The sequence below is a fragment of the Gracilibacillus alcaliphilus genome (genome assembly GCF_016909015.1).
Lineage (GTDB): Bacteria > Bacillota > Bacilli > Bacillales > Amphibacillaceae > Gracilibacillus > Gracilibacillus alcaliphilus.
In genome coordinates this window covers 55,835-73,841 of the sequence record NZ_JAFBFA010000009.1, presented here as the reverse complement: position 1 = coordinate 73,841, position 18,007 = coordinate 55,835, and the positions used below count along the sequence as shown (strand labels likewise).

The following is an 18,007-nucleotide window of genomic DNA, read 5'->3' as shown; positions in this document are numbered from 1 at the left end:
ATGGGATGGATGAGGAGGCAGAGGTTAATAGGTTATCTTTTTATATTGCCTAGTATTATAGGTGTATTGACGTTTTTTACATTCCCGTTACTATTCTCTGTCATACTTGCATTTACTAATTGGAGTGGACCTGGTGGGATAAATACGGAGTTTATTGGAACAACCAATTTTATTAACATGTTCAATGATTCAATCTTTTTAACTACTATAAAGAATACCGGTATTTATCTGTTACATGTACCTATTTCTGTGGGGTTAGCTTTTATTGTAGCGATAATACTTAATCGGATGGTTTATATGCGCAATACGTTACGAGCGATGTTCTTTCTGCCTTACATTACGAGCAGTATTGCGATTGCCTTTGTTTGGATGTTGCTGTTGAGTCCCAGCAATGGACCTGTTAATGAGACATTACGGGCAATAGGGATTACCAATCCGCCCAGTTGGCTAGCCTCTGGAGATACAGCGATGCATGCGATTAATTTAATGTCTGTATGGTTTATTTTAGGGTTTAATGTGATCATTTTTTTGGCAGCATTACAGAATGTGCCTGCCGAACTGGAAGAGGCGGCTAGGGTCGATGGGGCAAAATTTTGGCATATCCAGCTGTTTATTACCTTTCCGTTAGTCAGCCCGATTACTTTCTTTTTATTAATTATCGGTTTTATTAATACGTTTAAGAACTTTGGTTTGATCCATGCCTTAACTGGCGGTGGGCCAGGTGACAGTACAAATGTACTTGCCCTGTATGTATATCAAAATGCCTTCCGCTATTATGAGCTAGGGTATGCATCGGCGATTGCGGTAATATTATTTATCATCATCCTTATCGTGACATTAATTCAATGGTATATCCAAAGGAAATGGGTCTATTATCAGTAAAGGAGCAGAAAGATATGTCAATCTTACGAGCTAAAGCATTAGATCAGAAAGCGGCGGCCAATCCGTTGTCTAAAGGCAGGATACTAAAGGTGTTGATGACGATTGTGATGTCCATATTGGCTATCTTTATGATTCTGCCGTTTATATGGATGTTAAGCACATCATTTAAATCTCCGTCTGAGGTGTTTGTGTTTCCGATTCAATGGATTCCAGCGGATCCGAGTTTTGAACATCATATCAAAGTATGGCTGGATAATCATTTTGCCCAATATTATTTTAATTCTCTAAAAGTAGCTATTTTAGGCACAGGCGGTGCCATTATTATTGGCTCATTAGCGGCATATGGCTTTGCCCGTATATCTTTTAAAGGCAGAGACTTGATTTTCTTCTTGTATTTATCAATGATGATGGTGCCGCCACAAGTACTGTTTGTTCCCAAATTCATTATGTTTGATTGGGCTGGAATCTATAATACACATTGGGCTTTAATCTTGCCCTCTTTTGTGACGATTTTTGGTGTTTTCTATCTCCGGCAGTTTTTCTTAGGAATTCCCAAGGAGATTTCCGAGTCTGCTTTTATTGATGGAGCAGGACATTTGCGAATCTTTTTTCAGATCTTTCTTCCATTGGCTAAACCGGCAATTGTTACGTTTGCGATTATCGATTTTTCGTGGAACTGGAACAATTATGAAGATGCGTTGGTGTTTTTAATCAGTGAACAGTTATTTACCGTTCCGCTCGGATTGCAAAACTTTGTCCATGAATTTTCAATTGATTACAACGGTATGATGGCAGCAGCTTCTGCGGCAATTATTCCGATGATTATTATCTTTTTTATCGGGCAGAAGTATATTATTCAAAGTGTTGCTAGTTCGGCTGTTAAAGGATAGAAAAAACAGAGGTGAATAATATGAAGTATGAAGTAGTCAAAAAAGATATTACCGTAATTGGCGGAGGGCTTGCCGGTGTTTGTGCGGCAGTGGCAGCCGCTAGATTAGGAAAGACGGTTGCGTTAGTTCAGAATCGGCCTGTACTTGGCGGAAATTCAAGCAGTGAAGTAAGGGTATGGGTAGTCGGTGCGACGAAAAACGGAGTAAACCGTTATGCAAGAGAAACGGGAATTATGGGAGAGATGTTTGTCGAGAATCAATACCGCAATCCAGATGGCAACCCTTATATGTGGGATTTAATTGTTCTGGAGACGGTGAAGGCGGAAAAAAATATTGAACTATTTTTAAATACAGATGTACGAGAGATTGAATCGAGCGGTAAAGAAGAGAGCCGAACGATTCATTCCGTGACAGGCTGGATGATGGGGTCAGAGCGGCAGATCCGCTTTGAAAGTCCTGTCTACTTGGATTGTACCGGGGATGGATTAATTGGATTCTTAGCCAGGGCAGTCTACCGAATTGGAAGAGAGGCTCGGTCAGAGTATAACGAAGCTTGGGCACCGGAAGAAAGCGATGAGATTACCTTAGGAAGTACGATTTTGTTTTATACAAGGGATGAGGGGCATCCTGTCAAATATGTGCCCCCTAGTTTTGCCAAGGATATTACCACCACTTCTATTCCTGAACGCAGGATCATTAGAAGCGGGGATTCCGGCTGTCATTACTGGTGGATTGAATGGGGCGGTGAATTAGATACCGTTCACGACGATGCACGAATCAGAGATGAGTTATGGTCGGTTATTTACGGTATTTGGGATTATATTAAGAATTCTGGTAAGTTTGAGGCAGATAATATGACTCTGGAATGGGTAGGGGCCATACCCGGCAAAAGAGAATATCGAAGATTTGTCGGTGATTATACCTTAACACAAAATGATATTGTGGAGCAGGCAGAGTTTGATGATCAAGTGGCTTTTGGCGGCTGGTCAATTGACTTACATCCTCCCGAGGGTATGTATTCCAAGGCCAGTGGGTCTAAACACTTACAAGCCGATGGTGTCTATCATATTCCATTTCGATCGCTTTACTCCAAAAATGTCGATAACCTGATGTTTGCCGGACGTAATATTAGTGCTTCCCATGTTGCCTTCGGGTCCACCAGGGTAATGGCCACCTGTGCTGTTATTGGTGAAGCGGCTGGAACTGGAGCCGCTTATGTGGTGGACAAAGGGATCACCCCTCGAGAGGTGTACACTAGTTATCGGAAAGAGTTACAGCAAACACTGTTAAAACAAGACGCGTCTATCATAGGGATAAAAAATGAACAAGAAGATGACTTGGCAAAGCAGGCTCAGGTTACTGCTTATAGTTCATGTGAAATCATTAAAGTAGATGATTCGGCAGAGAGTTATCGATTAGAGAAGGATGCCGCATTTTTATTCCCTGTAGAGTTACAAATAGACGGATTACAACTAAAGGTAAATGCTGAAAGACCAACTGTGCTGACAGTGGAATTATGGGATACTGGCAAGCCACAAAACTATATTCCTCATAAGCAGATAGCCACTCAGACCATTCAGGTGCAGCCAGGTGAAGCGCAGTGGATTCAGACAGAACTGGTCTGGAAGCCTGAAACAATCCAGAATGCCTTTGTGATTGTCAGAAAGAATCCTGATATTAGTTTGTGTCGTTCAGATCAGCCTTTTACAGGTGTGCTTGCTTTTGAAGATATGGGTGATTCAAAGTCCACAGGTCTTTATGAACACGAAAAAAGTCTAGTTACAAAATGGTCGGCGCGAAAATGTGCCAGAAAACCATTTTGTTTTCAAGTAGAAGGAACGACGAAGGCCTATTCGCCAGACAAAGTTATTAATGGCTTTCATCGGCCATACGGAGGTCCAAATTTATGGAAATCCGAGGCAATGGAAGAGCGTGGGGAATGGATAAAGCTGGAATGGGATAAAGAGATTAGCATAGGAGAGATCCATCTAACATTTAATGATGATGTAAACCAGGATCTGATTAATTTGCATCATCATCGTACGCCATTCGATATTATTCCTGAATTAGTAAAGAAATATGCCATTCAATTATGGATGGAGGAAGGCTGGGAGACCATTGTCGAGGTAGATGATAATCGAAAGAGAAAAAGGGTCCACTATTTGGATAATGACTATCATACATCACGATGCAGGCTAGTTATTTATGAAACGAATGGCAGTGCTAGTGCAGAAGTCGTGGAGATTAGGGTATATGGAAAGAATGAAGAGGTTGGAAGGCATATCTCTAGCTAATGGATGATTCCTTTAATTTGCTTAAGGATCGGAGTTAATTTTAAGTGAAGGATGAGAAGTACTCACTGGTGGAAGGCCTGCTTTATCGGGCAGAAGTATATTATTCAAAGTGTTGCCAGTTCGGCCGTCAAAGGATAAAAAAGCAGAGGTGAAAAATATGAAGTATGAAGTAGTCAAAAAAGATATTACTGTAGTTGGCGGCGGTCTTGCCGGTGTTTGTGCGGCAGTGGCAGCCGCTAGATTAGGAAAGACGGTTGCGTTAGTTCAGAATCGGCCTGTACTCGGCGGAAATTCAAGCAGTGAAGTAAGGGTATGGGTAGTCGGTGCAACCAAACATGGTGTGAATCGCTATGCAAGAGAAACGGGAATTATGGGGGAGATGTTTGTCGAGAATCAATATCGCAATCCAGACGGCAACCCTTATATATGGGATTTAATTGTCTTGGAGACGGTAAGGGCGGAGAAAAATATTGAACTATTTTTAAATACAGATGTACGAGATATTGAATCGAGCGGTAAAGAAGAAAGCCGGATGATTCATTCCGTGACAGGCTGGATGATGGGATCAGAGCGACAGATCCGCTTTGAAAGTCCCGTTTATTTGGATTGTACAGGAGACGGTTTGATTGGATTTCTGGCCAGGGCGGCTTATCGAATCGGTAGAGAAGCCCAGTCAGAATATAACGAAACATGGGCACCTGAAGTGAGTGATGAGATTACTTTAGGAAGTACGATTCTGTTTTATACAAGAGATGAAGGGCATCCTGTCAAATATGTGCCACCTAGTTTTGCCAAGGATATTACCACCACTTCCATTCCGGAACGCAGGATTATTAGAAGTGGGGATTCAGGTTGTCATTACTGGTGGATTGAATGGGGCGGCGAATTAGATACCGTTCATGATGATGCACGAATCAGAGATGAGTTATGGTCGGTTATTTATGGTATTTGGGATTATATTAAGAATTCTGGTAAGTTTGAAGCGGATAATATGACTCTGGAATGGGTAGGAGCGATTCCGGGAAAAAGAGAGTACCGACGATTTGTCGGTGATTATACCTTAACACAGAATGATATTATGGAGCAGGTGGAATTTGATGATCGAGTAGCCTTTGGTGGCTGGTCGATTGATTTACATCCTCCTGGAGGAATGTATTCCAAGGCCAGTGGATCTAAGCATTTACAAGCAGATGGTATTTATCATATTCCATTTCGATCGCTTTACTCCAAAAATGTAAATAACCTGTTGTTTGCCGGACGTAATATTAGTGCTTCCCATGTTGCATTTGGTTCCACCAGGGTAATGGCCACCTGTGCTGTTATTGGTGAAGCGGCTGGAACAGGTGCTGCTTATGCGGCGGACAAAGGGATTACCCCTAGAGAAGTATACACCAGTTATCGGAAAGAGTTACAGCAAACACTGTTAAAACAAGATGCCTCCATCATAGGAATAAATAATGAACAAGAGGAAGACTTTGCCCAACAAGCAAAGATTACCGCCTCCAGCTGTTACGAATCGATTGCGGTAAACGACGCCAAAGAAGCCTATCGACTAGAACAGAATATTGCTTTTCTATTTCCTGTTGAGTCGCAAATGGAAGCGATAAGGCTAAAGGCAGCCACGGAGAAACCTGCTACTTTAGAACTGGAATTATGGGATACTGGCAAGCCGCAAAACTATATTCCTCATAAGCAGATAGCTACTCAGACCATCCAGCTGCAGCCAGGCGAAGCGCAGTGGGTTCAGGCAAAAATGACTTGGAACCCTGAGACAGCACAAAATGCCTTTGTGATTGTCAGAGAGAATCCCGATATTAGCTTATATCGTTCCGATCAACCAGTGACCGGTGTACTTGCTTTTGAAGATAGCGGCGATTCTAAATCAACAGGACTGTTTGAACACGAAAAAAGTCAGGTAACGAAATGGTCGATGAAAAATTGTGTCAGAAAACCATTCTGTTTTCAAGTAGAAGGAGCTTCCAATGCCTATACCCCAGACAAAGTAATCAATGGCTTTCATCGGCCATATGGCGGACCGAATTTATGGAAATCCAAAGCTATGGAAGAACAAGACGAGTGGCTAATGCTGGAGTGGGATAGAGAGGTTAGGATAAAAGAAATTCACCTAACATTTAATGATGATGTCAACGAGGATCTAGTGAATCTGCACCATCATCGAACTTCATTTGAAATAGTACCAGAGTTAGTAAAGAAGTATGCTGTTCAAGTGTTGAAGGATAACAACTGGGAAACGATTATCGAGGCCGATAATAATCGAAAACGAAAAATAGTCCATCATCTGGATAAAACCTATGATACTGCTAAATGCAGAATCGTTATTTACGAAACAAATGGATGTGTCAGTGCGGAGATTGTGGAAGTTAGGGTGTATGGTTAGGGATGGCAAGATAAAAAGGGGCCTTTTATTTGATTATAAGTGTACAGACCAAAACAAAAAGGATAATAGCCTTAATTATCCTTTTTGTTTTTCTCTTTCGCCTTATCTGTAATGTACTTAAAATAATTCTCCAATTCTTTTATTTCTTCTGCTCCCATTGCTTTCCAACGATCGATCTCATAAAATCCTGATTGTTTGATATCGTATTCTTTTAACAGTCGATTAATCTCTGTGATGGGGCTGAAAGTGTCAGGCTCATCTGTTTCATTTCCCAATAACCAGTCTGCTGAAACCTCATATAACTGAGCCAGTCTGTTCAAGATATCTGTGTCAGGGTCTCTATATCCCCTTTCATATCCTGAGAGGGTTCCATGTGAAATACCTAACTTTTTACTGACTTCCATTTGTGTGAAAGCTTTTGATTTTCTGGCTTCCTTTAATCGTTTACCTAGAATGTTCATGTCTACACCTCGTATAAATATTACCACATGATACCATTGCTGTAGTCTTATTATATTTTTTTGCTACATATGTTTTGGTAACCCAGGCGTTGATTTATTTAAATAATATGGAGTAGAAGTTATACATTAGAAAACTAGATATAATCTACTGCTTGGTATTAGATAGCCATAGAAGTAAACACATCTGCTAAGTTAAAAGATCCTGATGGCTGGTATCCAGATGATAAGATATTGGAGATGGCATATTATTATGGTGTACCAATTACATTCGGGTCGGACGCACATAGTCCTGAACGGATAGGAGATGATTGGGAGGCAGTTTGTCAACGATTAAAAGCTATTGGTTTTGATAAGATGGTATTCTTTCGTAAGCGGGAACAAGTAGAGGTACCTATTTAAAGCAAGGCATTTCAAAACTGACATGAGGCAGCAACTATCGTTTAACAAGTGAAATGTTGTTGCCTCTTTATTGTATATATATTAATTATTGGTGGTGAAGAAGTTGATAGAATGAGAGATAGTTGTCATGAGACATCCTTATATTTCCGAATTTATCCATTACTCCGTATCTTCCTGCGAAACAGATACCCTAACAGCAGGGCAGCACTAGTAATAATCCCATACAGTACAAGGTATATGATCGCCGAGTCATTCCAAACAATAAAGCAAGACAGCAAGTAAAGAATAACCATCATAAGCAGATGGATCCAATCAAATCCATATTTATAAGTCATATAGCAAGTGACAAAAAATACGGCAATGGAATTGATCAAGATTAAGTTAAGGATGACAGCGCCAAATCCGTTATCTATACTTCCCAGCATGATAGCAGGTGCTGCAAAGAAAGCGGCCAGATAGATGATAAAAGATAACCAATATTTACGTATGAGGTTCATAAGGAACCCTCCTTTTTAATTATAATTAAAAATCAGTAACAATATGACGTATAATGCCACCACAACAAGCAGGCTAAAACCAAGAATAGCTGCTAAGGATTTTTTGTTGATTTTTTTAATATGTGCCTGTTTTAATTCTTCCTCGACTTCTTCCATTTCCCCGAAGTTTTCCAGTGTTAATTGTAAGGCTTCTTGCTTATTAACATGGGATTTACAAAGTTCCTCGTAGGATTCTAACAAATTACTGTATAATTCCTTTTCTGTCTCTTTACGTTCCAGAGGATCGGTGATGGAACTAGCCATTTGCTTGGCATATTGTCTTAGTTCATCCATGCTTTAACCTCCCAGCACTTTATTTGTGGCGGTTTCAAGATTACGCCACTTCTTAGTTAGTTCGATCAATGTGTGTTCACCTTGCTTGGTGATCTGGTAATACTTTCTTTTTCTGCCTGTATCACTTTCCTTCCAGTAACCTTTTATATCTTGTGATTGTTCAAAGTTATGAAGGATTGGATAAAGTGTACCTTCCTTGATGGCAATTTCCCCATCTGTCCATTGATTGAGTTTTTTTACTAAGGCATAACCGTACAGATCTTCACTGTCAATCAGCTTTAAAACCAAGATTTTCAGCACTCCTTTTAACATTTCGCGCTCAATCATATACATCACCCTTCTGTATATATTGTATTACTATGTATATGTATTGTATTACTATGTATATGGTAAGTCAATATATATTTGCCTATCGTGACAAGAAAAGAGATAATTTTTTTCACAGGATGGTATGCTGTTTATTTCTTACGGAATAGTGGCCTTTTACATACCGCAGCAAGAGCTGAAACAAATAATGGTGTTTAAGGTGGGTGGTAAGGGGTATGTGATGGAAAGAGATGATTATTATACATATATTGGTGTCAGGACAACAGAAATAATCTATCGTTGATAAGAAGTCATTTCAATCCTTTCAGTTAGGATATGAAATAAAAAAACAAATAAATGCAAGGGAGGTGTGGTATTTGTAAGCGAGAAGCTGGATGATACATGGGTAAGGACAGACTTATATATATTGAAGCAAACACATTCAGTATCATGCACATGTAAGGTGATAATTCGATAAAAGGAGCTGTTGGAAATGAAAAAAATCATGGCAGGATTAGCAGTGGGGGCACTGTTATTCTCAATGGCTGGCAGTGTCTTTGCCAAAAACAATCAAGAAAAGATGGTAGACGTTAACTTCATGTCCTATAATATTCATCATGGGGTTGGTCTGGATGAAAACTTAGATTTAGAAAGAATTGCTGATGTGATCAAAGATGCTGATATTGATGTCATTGGTATTCAAGAAGTGGATCGCTTCTATGGCGAGCGGAGCGATTTTCAGGATCAAGCAAAAGAGTTAGCTGACATGCTGAATTATCACTATGTGTATGGCGCAAATCTTGATTTACCGCCTGAGGAAGGCCAAGATCAGAATCGTCAATATGGGATTGGTATTCTAAGTAAGTACCCCATTATCGATTCCGAACATCAAAAGTTAGACAGTTTTGGCAATGAACAACGAGGTCTTTTATATGCAAAAATAAATATCAAGGGAGTACACGTTAATTTCTACAATACCCATCTTGGTTTAAGTGCCGAAGAAAGAATGTCACAAGTGCAGGAAATAGCAGCGTTTAAAGAGACAAAAAATAATCCTAGTGTATTGGTAGGGGACTTAAATGCAGAGCCGGATAGTGAGGAGTTCCAACAACTGCTGGCAAACGGAAATTTTGTAGATACATTTGCTGATATTAGCGATTCTAATACATTCCCGGTAATTAATCCTACTGCTCGAATTGATTATATATTGACTTCACCAGATGTAGCCGCTTCTAACCAAGAGGTGATTTATTCGGAAGCCTCTGATCATTTACCGATTAAATCTACATTAAGCTTTAAAAAACATTGATAGGAAAACCGTGAATAGTGATGAGCGAAGAGATCGTTCATCACTATTTTCTATAGGCTAGTTTTCAGGCGCCAAGCAAAATGATGAGTGCCATTTTAAGAAAGCACAAATATTCAGCAATTGGTGCTGTTATATGTTTTGTTTTTGCTAAAGAGGGGTATTATTAATAGTGGAGATACTTTCATTGCTTTTAATGAAATCTTTTCCTCATATGGCGTCAGGTACTCGATGCTGTTGGCTGACCGCTTTTTCGGTGTTATTTCGAGAGGTGGTTTATCTAAACGTGGTCGGTTTTTTTGTGATCAAATATACTTAGGAGGTAATACAAATGAACACATTCAGAAAAGCACATTCAGAAAAATCTAGAGAGCATATGATAGAACTTCTTAACCAGCATGTAACGGATTTAACTGATCTTTTTATTCAAACAAAGTTGGCACATTGGAATGTACGCGGTTCGAATTTCATTGCTTATCATGAGTTTTTTGATGAATTAGCCGGTCATCTTCCGGAACTAATTGATTCTCTTGCAGAACAAGCTGGTAGTCTGGGCGGAACTGCAGGGAAACCAGTTCAGTTTATACCTTCAGAAACAAGACTCCCTGCTTGGGAACTTCACAATACAAAAGATATTGCTGTGCTCGAAGCATTGACAGAAAGCTGGGCAACGGCAGCAAATAATATTCGGGAAGCAGTTGACATTTCTGCTGATGAGGATCCAAATACATCCGATCTATTTACGGAAGTATCCCGAGCATTGGATAAAGATTTGTGGTTTTTGGAATCCCATTTAACAGATGGAATCTCCAATTAAGTACCGCCCTCTAAGAGCACATCTTATTTACATGAGTATGGCAGGAATAGTTGATAAACAAGCTGCTGCACAATTAAGAAGTCAGTTGTGCAGCAGCTTGTTATGTTTATTAGACGTTTTGTCAAATTAAGTGCAACAGTTCCACCTGAAACGCTTCGTGTGTCGTTTTCCAATTCAAGCATTTTCTTGGTCGATTGTTAATAAGAGATAGAGCTTGTTCTAATTCATCATTAGAAACGTTGGCTAAATCCGTTTTCTTCGGGAAGCACTCTCTTAAAAGGCCATTCGCATTTTCATTACTGCCACGTTGCAGGAGGAATAAGGATCCGCAAAATACACTTGGATGCCGGTATCTTGTTCAATGATCCGATAACAAGCGAACTCTTTGTCTCTGTCTACGGTGGCTGTCTGAAAGGCACCAGGGGCAATCGTTTATGTAACGTTTTAATCGCGTATTCCATGGAGTCAGCAGAGCGATTTGGCATTTTGATTGCGACGACTCTTCTGGTTTTTCGTTCTACAAATGTGGCGAAACATCCCTTACTCTTTCCACGGCTGGAGACAACGCTATCGAGCTCCCAATGGCCAAAAGTTTGCTGTTTTCGAATCTCTCTGGATCTTTTTCGAATAGGTGTCCCTAAACCCCCCCTAATAAGCCGCCCCGCTTAATGGCGCCCATTTTCCAGGTTTAATGTGTGAATCATCCTGTCTTCTTGATTGTAATCAAATGGAGATTCATTGGGTAGATTAGCCAGCTCCCATTGGACAGTCCTTCTTATCCCTTCATCATGAGAAATTGCTTCCATATAATTAAATCGCTCACGTATTTTGGTCGTGTCCAAAACAAGTTCTTGCTGGGTGTCAAAAGGTATTTCATTTTGTAAATACCCTTCAGGAACCGAAATCACTTGTCCTTTCCAATTCATAACTTTCCCAATTTCTTTAATCCGCTCAAGCATCGATAATGGCTCCTTCTCTCCAATATTTAATACATGGGAAGCAGTATCTTTTTTTAACATAGTCATAACAACGGCAGAGGCGACGTTCTCTACATATCCCATGGAAGTCTTCCAATCGGACATTCGTTCATCTAATAAAATATATGGTCGTTCGTCTTTCATTCGCTGAATATATTCAAACATTCTCCGTTGTGGATCATGTGGACCATAAACCATTGGCAGTCTCAAAACAGTTCCGGGAAAATTAGTATCGTTAAGAACAGTTTTTTCCACCAGTATTTTCTCATAATCGTGGGCAAAGTCTTCTTGTATTTTCCCTCGGTATGGATAGAACGTACTTCTTAGTTCATCAGTTTCTTTTAAAGGAATTTCTTGAACGGGACCAGCTTTTATACGGTGAAGGATTTCGTATGCTCTATAGACATCTGCACTGCTAATGGCAACCACACGCTCTGCGAACCCTGAAAATACTTTCATCACCATTTGCGCATCTTTCTCTGAATAAGGAATCATATCCAGAACAACATCGGCTTTTACTTTTTGAAGAACATTGCTATGTTGATCTAATTTATTGCGATCACCAAATATACGCTGAATATTTTCTGATAAATTTGTGCTTGTTTTTCCTCTATGAAATAACGTCAAATCGTGGCCTTCTTCCAATAATAAACGAATAACATGAGGACCAATGAATTTTGTTCCACCAATAATTAAAATTCTCATCTTCTGCCTCCTCGTATGATAGTATTGAGCTCTTCCAAGAGGAATTTCCAGTTGGATCCGGATCTCTGAAAGCCCTTTTGGTTTCTATTCATCGATGTATCGATGATTGTGGTTCTAAGCGTCGGTTCCCTCGTTTTTTCGTGAGTCAGGGCCCTGCGTTTTTACCCTTCGGGGGAGCCACGCCTCATGAATTAATTTCTTTAAATAAAGGCTTTTTCTTATTTATGATTTACTTGAAGCTTATATCATAAATAAAATTACCTACTGTACTAGTACCATCATTTACAGGGCTACTAAAAAAATGTTGGCTATAATTGGCGCTAACATCGCGAGTGGTGATGAGTCGGAAATTACCTTTGTCATACCTTGGATGAAGCCGTTCTAACCTGTGTTTATTTCTGCCGACTACTGATATGTGGTCTGTATTTTCAAAAAGCCATTTTGTTGCCCCAGCGAGCGTTCCGGTCCCACCAGAAATTATTTGGACCCTTTTTATCGTGAGCGGATTTTGAAAATAAATGTTTCAAACGTCGATGAGAATCAAATTGATATAGGAATCGAAAAAGTTGTAGAAGTATTAAAAAACCCAAATAATCACTATTTATAAACTGGTATGGAAATTCAACTAATCTTCTGCATATTTAAAAAGAAACTATGTTGTTTAAAAAGGTTTTTTCTCCAATAACTTTGTAAAGTTTTTTCTGTAACAAAACAATAAGTAACTTTGCATGACAACGAGAATGATTGCTAGAAGAAGTAAAGAACGATCAAGAAACAAATGAAGTAAGAAAATGTTTACAATAATTGGTGATAATATGGCAAGTGCTAATGGAACAAACCTATTGACTATTAGTAAAACACCACATATTACTTCTAATGATTTTTCAATTATTAATAGATAACCAAATTCGAATAATGACATTGCCTCAGGGCTGGTTGCAATAAATGGTTCAAAATTAAAGATGACAAAATAACCATTTAAACCTGCGATAAGAAAGATGAAACCTAAACCAATCCTTGAAATCGCTATTAAAACTTTGGACAATTTACACACCTTCCATTTTAATATTTGGATTCACAAATTACAGGGAACATGATTTGTGAGTTTCCAGCTCATTTTTGTGATAAAGCTCTTGAATATAGTTTCCAAGCTGTGCAGCAACCAAAACCATCATAATCGTACCGATAGTTGATTCTTCAATGGAAAAGTCTAAATGAGCGAACGTTTGCTTTATTATCTCGTTACTTTCTACGAATTCTTCTTTTGTGCTCTATGCAACACATCCCTCAAGACCGAAGACCACTTCTCGGGCATATCCATGAATGATCCATGATGACCGGGGAATGTTACCATTTCACAACCTAACCTGTCTGCCAAGATCATTGCCGTTCGTCCCAACCAAGTCTTATTGCCAGAAGCCCAGCTCCCCATTCCGATAAACAGGTTTACGCCGTTCTTCATAATTCTGTCGGTGTCGGGTAGATAGTTTGTTACAGGAAGAAGTTCATTTTTGATCAACACGTTAACGGCATCAGTATTACTGATACGAGGTTGGTCCGGTTGTATACGTTGATCTTTGGCATACTCGTCTGACTGTTTGTGTGCCTTGCTCAACTGCTTTACGGGCTCTTGAATTCCCATGATAAATCGCAATGCTGCGAGGTTGGGTCCGCCTATACCGCATCCGGTTTTGTAGACACTTGCAAAAAAACGGCTCCATTTTTTGGATTCCGGGAGAATACCGGGGACAGGTGGTTCGTGAGGGATCACAGCTCGGCAAGCATGCGGCTGTGTTTTTGCCAAGTCCAGTGCAATGTTTGCACCGCTGCTGTTTCCAAGGACATAGGCCGACGTTTCTCCTGCCGCTCTCAGGATAGCTGCAGCGTCCCGGCTCTGTTGACTAATTTCAAAATTTTGGGGATAGTTCCCGGTGCTTCGTGCATTTCCGCGTCGGTCATACGTGATGACCTTGAATTCGTCACTGAGAATGTCTGCTATTTGCATAAAATGATCGGCATCGCCACCACCAGGTGAAATCATCAGTAATGGGTCCCCCTGTCCACGTACCTCGAAGTATAGTGTGTCACCCTCAGTTGTCACATGACCGATCTGAACATTGGTCTTATAAGCAGGCATATCTTTTCCTCCTTTGTTTTTTTATCCAAAAGTTACCTTTTGCCCGATTTAGTCTACAACTTCTCAAGCAGCTGCTGTGAATGTCAAGTTGCTTAGCGCTTGAAACTTATTGAAATTCCTTGCAAGACTTACAATTTCACAATGTATGTCATAAGATTCACATTCCTTCTTTAATAAAATTAATAATGTGTATCCCAGTTTAAGAAGAAAATGAAAACAAAAATAATACTATTGATAGTGATTTTGTTCATATTGATTTGATTTTTTTCAATATTGACTTAGTTTAACACCATAATACATATATTAGTATAATAATATTACTTTTATGGTGTTAAATCAATAAAAAAACACTATTTTTGTTTTAAAGTATATAAAATAAATGTATAATAGAAATGAAAACACATTTATTAGAAAAGCAATTTTAATGAAATAGAGGATGCAGGTGATAAAATTGAATGGTTTTGAAAAACGAACAGAAGAAAAGAAAAAGAAAGTTTTAGAAGTAACTTTTGAGCTGATGAATAGAGAGGCTGATGTTGGAAACATCACCATAGAGGATATTGTTAAACATGCTAATATTGCGAAAACCACCATTTTTAAATATTTTGGTAGCAAAGAGAAGCTTATTCAAAAAGTTTTCGAACATTTTATAACACAAATGATAGCAACAGCGAAAGAAATTATGAATGAAAATAAACCATTTGAGGAAACTCTTATTGCATTGAGTCGAAATAAAATTAGATTTTTAAATCAAATCAATAAGCCATTTTATCTAAAAATGATGGATTACTACACTGAAAAGACTGAAGACGGATTTTCTCGTATTATGCAGCAATATACCCAACAAAATTTTATGATGATGTTAGAGTTATTCCATCGAGGTCGTAAAGAGGGGAAAGTGGACTTGAAATATTCTGATGAATTTTTAATGCTGTATTTTCAGGCAATTGTAGAAGGTGTTTCCAACCCGCAAATATATGAAAAAATAAAAGATTATACAGAGGAATGGACGGAGATGTTAATTAAAGGAATTGCACCAGACAGGAGAGAATAGAAAAGAAAATATGGTAAGCTAAGTCTGAAAGACGTAGGATTGCGATTACTCACCTCATTGAAACCTTTTATAAAATGTTTACTTTTCTTGCATATATACACAAAGTCGTTATGGGCTGTTTTTATTTTTATCATGTTTCTAGGTGTTGCACTTAATATTACAATTCGTCATTAGAAAAACGAAGATGTACATGTCCGAGAGTTTGTTTACTCCTTCTGTTAGTATTTTTTTATTTCGTGGGATGTAGTCTCTTACCAGCAAACAATAAAAAATGATACATGAATGGAATTAATTTACTTTAACGGTTAGACAATATACAATGGATATGAAGTAATACCTAATACATAAAAGGAGGGGTAGTTTTTTGAAAAAGCTATTATTATTTTTGATTATTTTGTTCGTGTTATCAGCGTGTGGCGGCAATGATCCAGAAGAGTCTGAACAGGATAGTGCGAATAATGAACCTGAGGAAGTGGAGACTCAGGAGTCAGAAGCGGAGGATACAGAATCCGCAGAGGAAGCAGTTGAGGTGGATAAAGGTTTGTTAAATGTAGAGGTAACATTGCCTGCTACAATGGCTGACACACTAGTAGAAGACAAAGAAGCAACATTTGCGAATGCAGAAGCAGAAGGAATGGAATTAACGGAGAATGAGGATGGCAGTTTGACCTATAAGATGTCTAAGTCTAAACATCAAGAAATGATGGATGAACTGAGAGAACAAATTAATCAATCTGTTGAGGAAATTGCGAACAGTGAGGACTTTCCTTCTATACAGGAGGTTAGCGGTAATGATGATTTTTCGGAATTCACTATGATAGTAGATCAAGAGCAGTATGAGAATAGTTTGGATGGTTTTGGTGCGTTTGGCATAGGACTTGCTGCCATGTTATATCAATTATATGATGGTGCCGCTCCAGATGAATATAATGTAACAATCCATGTGGAAAATACAGATGGTGAAGAATTTGATACCATTCACTATCCAGAGGCTTTGGAAAATGCAGGAGAATAGATGATTAAGACAGTTCTTGGGAGGACTGTCTTTTTTTGATGGAAAAAAGTGAGCACCTTTTTTAAGGAATGGAAAAGCAAGTCAATGTAGGAATTAGATGTGTTACTGTGTTGAATATCTTCTATAATAGTTCTAATGAGCTAGTTATTCTTTGAATTTTCAGTGTCTAAACAAGTTTTTACAGGGAAGTAGTTAGCTATATATAGTTAATTTTTAAAGGCGTTTACAAAAAATATTCAAGACTTACTAACTCATCCTTACTACCTGTTTTTGATCTTTATTTGAAAAACAAAAGGGAAGTAGGGAACCACTTTTTTAAAGAGGTGTTACCTGCAGTTTACATCTTTCTTTATCAGTATTACTCCCCAAATTTCCCCATCTTATGTAACCCATTTTTTTCAGTGTTAGTAGTCTATTTTGCCCCATATATTAATATGAATAAGAAAGATAACTGAGTTTCTTGATGCACCATAAATAAATTAGGGGGTTAATTATGAAAAAGAAGCTGTTTTGGTTTACGATGATGGCATTATTACTACTTTTATTAGCTGCTTGTGGTGGAGACGATCAGACAGGCAGTGACGCGGAGGAAGGCCCTGACGATGATAACGAAACAAGCGAAGAGACGTTTAAGATTGGGATTTTGGCACCTGAAGTTACACATGGCTGGGTAGGAGCAGTGGCTTATCATGCGGAAGCACGTTTGGAGGAATTGGGAGATCAAGTGGAATATCAGATTCAAACGAGCGGTAATGCAGAACAAATGACTTCTCAGCTGGACGATCTCATGACATGGGGCGCAGAGGCTATTGTTGCGTTCCCGCAATGGGAAGGGATGGATGTGCCAATTCAGAATGCGATCGATAATGGAGTAACGGTAGTCAATTTTGATATCGTGATTGATGCAGAAGGTGTCTATCGTGTAACCGGTGATAATGAAGATATGGGGATTCAAGGGGCAAATTATATCGTCGATAAGATCGGCGATACAGGTAATGTTGTAGTGTTAGAAGTACCTTCATCTGGTTCTGTTTCTGAACTGCGTACCAAGGGATTTGAGGAAACTATGGCAGAGATTGCTCCTGATATGAATATTATGACATATGCGACAGAATTCACACGTGAAGCTGGTTTAGCCGATTTCTCAGATATTCTGACATCGGTTGATCAAATCGACGCGGTCTTTTCCTTGGATGATGAGACATCGGTAGGGGTGCTGCAAGCCATTGATGAAGCCGGGCGGACTGATATTCAAGTTGTGACTGGCGGTGGAGGGATGCAAGAGTATTTTGAAATGATGCCAGAGAATGAGGATATTTGGATTCAATCGGCCTTATATAGTCCGGCGATGGTAAGAGATGCGGTAGATACAGCAGTTGACTTGTTAAATGGGGAAGAAGTGGAACAAGAAATTATTATTCCAACTACTATCGTAGATCGTGAAAATTACGAAGAATTCCTAGACACAGATTCGCCGTATTAAGATGAAGCGGTGAAGACAAAGGGAGCGATGAGTGGTTTCATCACTCCCTTCCA

The 18,007-nt window shown here is 39.1% G+C and carries 18 protein-coding genes and 1 pseudogene; 11 read left to right on the top strand and 8 right to left on the bottom strand.

The features are described from left to right. From JOD18_RS09025 to JOD18_RS09010, 4 genes are all read left to right on the top strand, one after another. Entirely contained in the window at positions 1 to 882 is an 882-nt protein-coding gene (locus tag JOD18_RS09025; RefSeq protein WP_204668625.1) for a carbohydrate ABC transporter permease, read from the top strand. A 14-nt stretch (positions 883 to 896) separates the two neighbouring features. Beyond that, on the top strand, positions 897 to 1,772 hold the full coding sequence (locus tag JOD18_RS09020) for an ABC transporter permease subunit (RefSeq protein WP_204668624.1): 876 nt from the start codon (positions 897 to 899) through the stop codon (positions 1,770 to 1,772). A gap of 20 nt (positions 1,773 to 1,792) precedes the next feature. Then, positions 1,793 to 4,066, top strand: coding sequence for an FAD-dependent oxidoreductase (locus JOD18_RS09015; RefSeq protein WP_204668623.1), 2,274 nt, complete (start codon positions 1,793 to 1,795; stop codon positions 4,064 to 4,066). Positions 4,067 to 4,223: 157 nt separating this feature from the next. Next, positions 4,224 to 6,464 carry an FAD-dependent oxidoreductase gene (locus JOD18_RS09010; protein WP_204668622.1) on the top strand — a complete coding sequence of 747 codons (2,241 nt, stop codon included), beginning with the start codon at positions 4,224 to 4,226 and terminating at the stop codon, positions 6,462 to 6,464. Between the two features lie 71 nt (positions 6,465 to 6,535). Here the strand turns inward: JOD18_RS09010 and JOD18_RS09005 are convergent, their stop codons facing one another. After that, a complete protein-coding gene (locus JOD18_RS09005; RefSeq protein WP_204668621.1) occupies positions 6,536 to 6,925 on the bottom strand; it encodes a helix-turn-helix domain-containing protein in 390 nt (129 codons plus the stop codon). Positions 6,926 to 7,162: 237 nt separating this feature from the next. Between JOD18_RS09005 and JOD18_RS09000 the strand changes: the two genes are divergently transcribed. Continuing rightward, positions 7,163 to 7,324: a PHP-associated domain-containing protein gene (locus JOD18_RS09000; RefSeq protein WP_239588015.1), complete on the top strand. Its 162-nt coding sequence runs from the start codon at positions 7,163 to 7,165 to the stop codon at positions 7,322 to 7,324. Positions 7,325 to 7,476: 152 nt separating this feature from the next. On the opposite strand, the gene JOD18_RS08995 is transcribed toward JOD18_RS09000, so the two are convergent. The 3 genes from JOD18_RS08995 to JOD18_RS08985 are packed head-to-tail and all read right to left on the bottom strand — an operon-like array spanning position 7,477 to position 8,481. Next, a complete protein-coding gene (locus JOD18_RS08995; protein ID WP_204668620.1) occupies positions 7,477 to 7,821 on the bottom strand; it encodes a hypothetical protein in 345 nt (114 codons plus the stop codon). 15 nt (positions 7,822 to 7,836) lie between these two features. Further along, complete coding sequence (locus JOD18_RS08990) at positions 7,837 to 8,154, bottom strand: hypothetical protein (RefSeq protein ID WP_204668619.1); 318 nt, start codon at positions 8,152 to 8,154, stop codon at positions 7,837 to 7,839. Between the two features lie 3 nt (positions 8,155 to 8,157). Beyond that, on the bottom strand, positions 8,158 to 8,481 hold the full coding sequence (locus tag JOD18_RS08985) for a PadR family transcriptional regulator (RefSeq protein WP_204668618.1): 324 nt from the start codon (positions 8,479 to 8,481) through the stop codon (positions 8,158 to 8,160). A gap of 124 nt (positions 8,482 to 8,605) precedes the next feature. Between JOD18_RS08985 and JOD18_RS08980 the strand changes: the two genes are divergently transcribed. From JOD18_RS08980 to dps, 3 genes are all read left to right on the top strand, one after another. Beyond that, positions 8,606 to 8,764, top strand: a complete 159-nt coding sequence (locus JOD18_RS08980; RefSeq protein WP_204668617.1) for a hypothetical protein — start codon at positions 8,606 to 8,608, stop codon at positions 8,762 to 8,764. Positions 8,765 to 8,953: 189 nt separating this feature from the next. Continuing rightward, entirely contained in the window at positions 8,954 to 9,769 is an 816-nt protein-coding gene (locus tag JOD18_RS08975) for an endonuclease/exonuclease/phosphatase family protein (RefSeq protein WP_204668616.1), read from the top strand. 328 nt (positions 9,770 to 10,097) lie between these two features. Next, positions 10,098 to 10,583: a DNA starvation/stationary phase protection protein Dps gene (gene dps, locus JOD18_RS08970; protein ID WP_204668615.1), complete on the top strand. Its 486-nt coding sequence runs from the start codon at positions 10,098 to 10,100 to the stop codon at positions 10,581 to 10,583. Between the two features lie 121 nt (positions 10,584 to 10,704). Here the strand turns inward: dps and JOD18_RS24230 are convergent. The 4 genes and pseudogenes from JOD18_RS24230 to JOD18_RS08955 form a co-directional block, all read right to left on the bottom strand. Continuing rightward, a pseudogene (locus JOD18_RS24230) lies at positions 10,705 to 11,224 on the bottom strand (IS30 family transposase); the annotation flags it as partial. 24 nt (positions 11,225 to 11,248) lie between these two features. After that, positions 11,249 to 12,265: an NAD-dependent epimerase/dehydratase family protein gene (locus JOD18_RS08965; protein WP_204668614.1), complete on the bottom strand. Its 1,017-nt coding sequence runs from the start codon at positions 12,263 to 12,265 to the stop codon at positions 11,249 to 11,251. Between the two features lie 661 nt (positions 12,266 to 12,926). Beyond that, positions 12,927 to 13,310: a hypothetical protein gene (locus JOD18_RS08960; RefSeq protein WP_204668613.1), complete on the bottom strand. Its 384-nt coding sequence runs from the start codon at positions 13,308 to 13,310 to the stop codon at positions 12,927 to 12,929. 204 nt (positions 13,311 to 13,514) lie between these two features. Further along, complete coding sequence (locus JOD18_RS08955) at positions 13,515 to 14,402, bottom strand: alpha/beta fold hydrolase (protein WP_204668612.1); 888 nt, start codon at positions 14,400 to 14,402, stop codon at positions 13,515 to 13,517. A 442-nt stretch (positions 14,403 to 14,844) separates the two neighbouring features. Between JOD18_RS08955 and JOD18_RS08950 the strand changes: the two genes are divergently transcribed. The 3 genes from JOD18_RS08950 (at position 14,845) to JOD18_RS08940 (ending at position 17,954) form a co-directional block, all read left to right on the top strand. After that, positions 14,845 to 15,456 (top strand): TetR/AcrR family transcriptional regulator, encoded by a 612-nt coding sequence (locus tag JOD18_RS08950; protein WP_338029511.1) that lies wholly within the window; start codon positions 14,845 to 14,847, stop codon positions 15,454 to 15,456. 364 nt (positions 15,457 to 15,820) lie between these two features. Next, the gene (locus tag JOD18_RS08945; protein ID WP_204668611.1) at positions 15,821 to 16,471 is read left to right on the top strand and encodes a hypothetical protein; all 651 of its coding nucleotides are present in this window, start codon (positions 15,821 to 15,823) and stop codon (positions 16,469 to 16,471) included. A gap of 493 nt (positions 16,472 to 16,964) precedes the next feature. Then, positions 16,965 to 17,954 carry an ABC transporter substrate-binding protein gene (locus tag JOD18_RS08940; protein ID WP_204668610.1) on the top strand — a complete coding sequence of 330 codons (990 nt, stop codon included), beginning with the start codon at positions 16,965 to 16,967 and terminating at the stop codon, positions 17,952 to 17,954. The last annotated feature ends 53 nt before the right edge of the window (positions 17,955 to 18,007 follow it).

Excerpts from the sequence above, each read along its gene's own strand:
- JOD18_RS08985 (WP_204668618.1), bottom strand. The coding sequence starts at position 8,481 with ATGATTGAGCGCGAAATGTTAAAAGGAGTGCTGAAAATCTTGGTTTTA.
- JOD18_RS09020 (WP_204668624.1), top strand. The coding sequence starts at position 897 with ATGTCAATCTTACGAGCTAAAGCATTAGATCAGAAAGCGGCGGCCAAT.
- JOD18_RS08940 (WP_204668610.1), top strand. The coding sequence starts at position 16,965 with ATGAAAAAGAAGCTGTTTTGGTTTACGATGATGGCATTATTACTACTT.
- JOD18_RS08965 (WP_204668614.1), bottom strand. The coding sequence starts at position 12,265 with ATGAGAATTTTAATTATTGGTGGAACAAAATTCATTGGTCCTCATGTT.
- JOD18_RS08975 (WP_204668616.1), top strand. The coding sequence starts at position 8,954 with ATGAAAAAAATCATGGCAGGATTAGCAGTGGGGGCACTGTTATTCTCA.
- JOD18_RS09005 (WP_204668621.1), bottom strand. The coding sequence starts at position 6,925 with ATGAACATTCTAGGTAAACGATTAAAGGAAGCCAGAAAATCAAAAGCT.
- JOD18_RS09015 (WP_204668623.1), top strand. The coding sequence starts at position 1,793 with ATGAAGTATGAAGTAGTCAAAAAAGATATTACCGTAATTGGCGGAGGG.
- dps (WP_204668615.1), top strand. The coding sequence starts at position 10,098 with ATGAACACATTCAGAAAAGCACATTCAGAAAAATCTAGAGAGCATATG.
- JOD18_RS08980 (WP_204668617.1), top strand. The coding sequence starts at position 8,606 with ATGCTGTTTATTTCTTACGGAATAGTGGCCTTTTACATACCGCAGCAA.
- JOD18_RS09010 (WP_204668622.1), top strand. The coding sequence starts at position 4,224 with ATGAAGTATGAAGTAGTCAAAAAAGATATTACTGTAGTTGGCGGCGGT.
- JOD18_RS09025 (WP_204668625.1), top strand. The coding sequence starts at position 1 with ATGGGATGGATGAGGAGGCAGAGGTTAATAGGTTATCTTTTTATATTG.
- JOD18_RS08995 (WP_204668620.1), bottom strand. The coding sequence starts at position 7,821 with ATGAACCTCATACGTAAATATTGGTTATCTTTTATCATCTATCTGGCC.
- JOD18_RS08990 (WP_204668619.1), bottom strand. The coding sequence starts at position 8,154 with ATGGATGAACTAAGACAATATGCCAAGCAAATGGCTAGTTCCATCACC.
- JOD18_RS08955 (WP_204668612.1), bottom strand. The coding sequence starts at position 14,402 with ATGCCTGCTTATAAGACCAATGTTCAGATCGGTCATGTGACAACTGAG.
- JOD18_RS09000 (WP_239588015.1), top strand. The coding sequence starts at position 7,163 with ATGGCATATTATTATGGTGTACCAATTACATTCGGGTCGGACGCACAT.